The following is a 2,785-nucleotide window of genomic DNA, read 5'->3' as shown; positions in this document are numbered from 1 at the left end:
GTAAAAAATAAAATTATAATGAATTTTCAATATCATCAAAGATTATTTCTGCAAGTTTAGTTTTTGAGGATAACTCTATTTTTTCATAAGTTCCATTATCACGAACTAAAATAACCTCATTTTCATCAGAACCAAATCCACAACCTTCATGAGACAAATCATTAGCAACAACTAAATTTGAACCAGCAACTTCAATCTGTTTATTTGCACAATCAATTAAATCATTTTCAGAAATATCATATTGTGCTTTAAAACCAACAAGAAAAACATCAGGACTTATATTTTTAATTTGTCTTATAATTTTTTCAACTGGTTTAAATTCTAATGAAAGATTTAATGATGAATTAATTTTATGAGATTGCATTTTAATAGGCTCAAAATCACTTATTGCTGCAGTAGCAATAAAAACATCAAAGTCTTTAATAAGACTTTTAATACAATCATTCATCTCTGAAGAAGTTTGAACATTAATTGTATTAAAAATAGAAGGTATCTCAACATCACATTTAGCTGCAATTAATGTTAAATCTGCACCACGAATATAAGCTTCTTTTGCAAGAGCTAAACCCATTTTACCAGATGATTTATTAGAAATTCCTCTAATTGGATCAATTGGTTCATAAGTTCCACCTAAATTAATTAAAACCTTTTTATTAGAAATAGAATTAGACATAATACCACAAAAAATAAAAAAGATTTAGTCTTTTTTATTTTGATTTATTAATCTTAAAGATTCAAGAACTATATTTTCAATATCTGGGAATTTTGCTTTACCTTCAGCCATTTTAGGATCTACAAAATGGATTCCTTCAGATTTAAGTTTATCAAGATTTTCACTAATACCTGCATACATTGCATCATGCATTGAAGGAACCATTAATATTGGTGTATTATGACCATATGCAGCAAGTAAAAGAGCCGTAATTGGAGTATCAGATATTTTATAAGCAAATTTACTAATTGTACTTGCTGTAGCAGGAGCAACTAAAATTAAATCTTCTTGAGAATATTTAACATGTTCAATTTTTCCAGTTAATTTAATTATTACATCTTGATTAGTTGCAAACTCCATAGAAATAGGATTAATAATATCACATGCTGCTTCACTCATAAAACATTTAACATCTTGTCCATGTCTTCTTAAATCCCTTGCTAATTGAATTGATTTTGTAGCTGCAATACTACCTGTAACACATAAAACTATAGTCATAATAAAACCTCATAAAAAACAAATATAAAATATTAGATTTTTTTAAAATCTTAAAAATTTTTAAAATAAACTAAAAAAATAAATAAAAATAATTATTCAATTTTAATATTACTTAAAATATAATTGAAATATTTATTATAATTTTCAAACTCTTTTTGTGGTGCAGTACATAAAATTACATATGTTTGTCCATTACTTTCAACCCAAACTGCCCTATGTTGTTTTACATCTGCATCTTTATCTGTAAGATAATCTGCTTCATAACATTCCCTATCTTTAATTGTTGTTGAATTACCTAAAGATATTAACTGATTTGATGAATTAGAAAGTAATGAAGTATATGTTTTATTAAAGTATGTATTTAAACTTTGACCTTCTAAATCTCTTTTTTCAATATTAACACTAACCTTTGCATGTTTAGAAGAATCTAATAATTTAGAATCTGCAATTGCAACAACAGTATCATTAGATTGAGATTTAGCCACTACCCAATCAGATGGAAATTTAAGAATAACTCCTCCTTGAGAAACTGTTTGAACCTCTGTTTGATTACTATTTCCCTTAGTATTACTATCATGATTAGATAAAAAAACTGCTGAAGCAACTATTAAAATTATAATAATAATTCCAACAACATAATATGACTTTTTCATAATATTCACCATTTAATTTAAAAAAATAAAAAATTAATTAATAAAAATTAATTAATTTGCTCCAGAATCAGAAGAACCTCCACCATCTGAAGAACCACCACTATCAGAAGAACCAGAATCAGAAGAACCTCCACCATCTGAAGAACCACCACTATCAGAAGAACCAGAATCAGAACTAGAAGTACTTGTACTTGATGTATCGGATGATAAAGTACCACTTGATGAACTTGAACTTACTGATGAAGAATCTAAAGTAGTATTTACAGTTGTATTGTTGTTAATTTCTGCAGGAAAAGCAGAATCTGTAACAATAGCAGAAGCATTTGAAATATTTGTTGCTTTAAAATCAAAATTCAACATACCAAACCCAATTCCAGCAGTAAATGCAATTATTAAGAAAACTATTGCAATAACACTCCATTTACCACTGTTACTTCCATGAGATCTAGGTCTTTGATTATTTGATGATCTTTTAGGATTAACAATATATTTTTGAACTAATTTTTCATCTTCTAATCTACTTAATTCTGCAGCCCTTTTATCTGGTCGTATATTATTATGTGTTTGATTAGAGGAAGAATATCTTTGTTTCCTACCTTGCATGGCTCTAATCCTACTAGAAGCATCAATATTTTTTAATTTAATCATATATTGTCGTGATAACTCTTTATACTTCTCATCAGAAATCCTACCATTTTGATGATCAGCTTTAAGTTCTTTCATGACCCTAATAAGCTTTTCTTTATCGGGATTAATAATACCATCAACCTAATTTTTAAAATTTTAATATTAAATTAAATCTTTAAATTAATTTATATATAATTTTTATTAGTTTATTAACATATAAATTTATTATGTTTTTATTATATTTAAAAAAATTATATTAAAACAGAAAAAATAATAAAAATAATAAGTTTAATTT

The 2,785-nt window shown here is 26.0% G+C and carries 4 protein-coding genes; all 4 read right to left on the bottom strand.

The window, feature by feature from the left end; genetic code table 11:
* Positions 1–13: 13 nt before the first annotated feature.
* Positions 14–673 carry a phosphopantothenoylcysteine decarboxylase gene (locus BGI41_RS07580; protein WP_088540093.1) on the bottom strand — a complete coding sequence of 220 codons (660 nt, stop codon included), beginning with the start codon at positions 671–673 and terminating at the stop codon, positions 14–16.
* A 24-nt stretch (positions 674–697) separates the two neighbouring features.
* A complete protein-coding gene (locus BGI41_RS07575) occupies positions 698–1,210 on the bottom strand; it encodes a flavoprotein (protein ID WP_088540092.1) in 513 nt (170 codons plus the stop codon).
* A gap of 92 nt (positions 1,211–1,302) precedes the next feature.
* On the bottom strand, positions 1,303–1,863 hold the full coding sequence (locus tag BGI41_RS07570) for a PsbP-related protein (RefSeq protein ID WP_088540091.1): 561 nt from the start codon (positions 1,861–1,863) through the stop codon (positions 1,303–1,305).
* Positions 1,864–1,914: 51 nt separating this feature from the next.
* Positions 1,915–2,586 carry a hypothetical protein gene (locus BGI41_RS07565; protein ID WP_088540090.1) on the bottom strand — a complete coding sequence of 224 codons (672 nt, stop codon included), beginning with the start codon at positions 2,584–2,586 and terminating at the stop codon, positions 1,915–1,917.
* Positions 2,587–2,785: the final 199 nt, after the last annotated feature.

The sequence above is a fragment of the Methanobrevibacter sp. 87.7 genome, from assembly GCF_002208625.1.
Classification (GTDB): Archaea; Methanobacteriota; Methanobacteria; order Methanobacteriales; family Methanobacteriaceae; genus Methanarmilla.
This window is presented reverse-complemented; position numbering and strand designations above follow the sequence as displayed.

Bases quoted from the DNA above. Each gene is read 5' to 3' on its own strand.
- BGI41_RS07580 (WP_088540093.1), bottom strand. From the start codon at position 673: ATGTCTAATTCTATTTCTAATAAAAAGGTTTTAATTAATTTAGGTGGA.
- BGI41_RS07575 (WP_088540092.1), bottom strand. From the start codon at position 1,210: ATGACTATAGTTTTATGTGTTACAGGTAGTATTGCAGCTACAAAATCA.
- BGI41_RS07570 (WP_088540091.1), bottom strand. From the start codon at position 1,863: ATGAAAAAGTCATATTATGTTGTTGGAATTATTATTATAATTTTAATA.
- BGI41_RS07565 (WP_088540090.1), bottom strand. From the start codon at position 2,586: ATGAAAGAACTTAAAGCTGATCATCAAAATGGTAGGATTTCTGATGAG.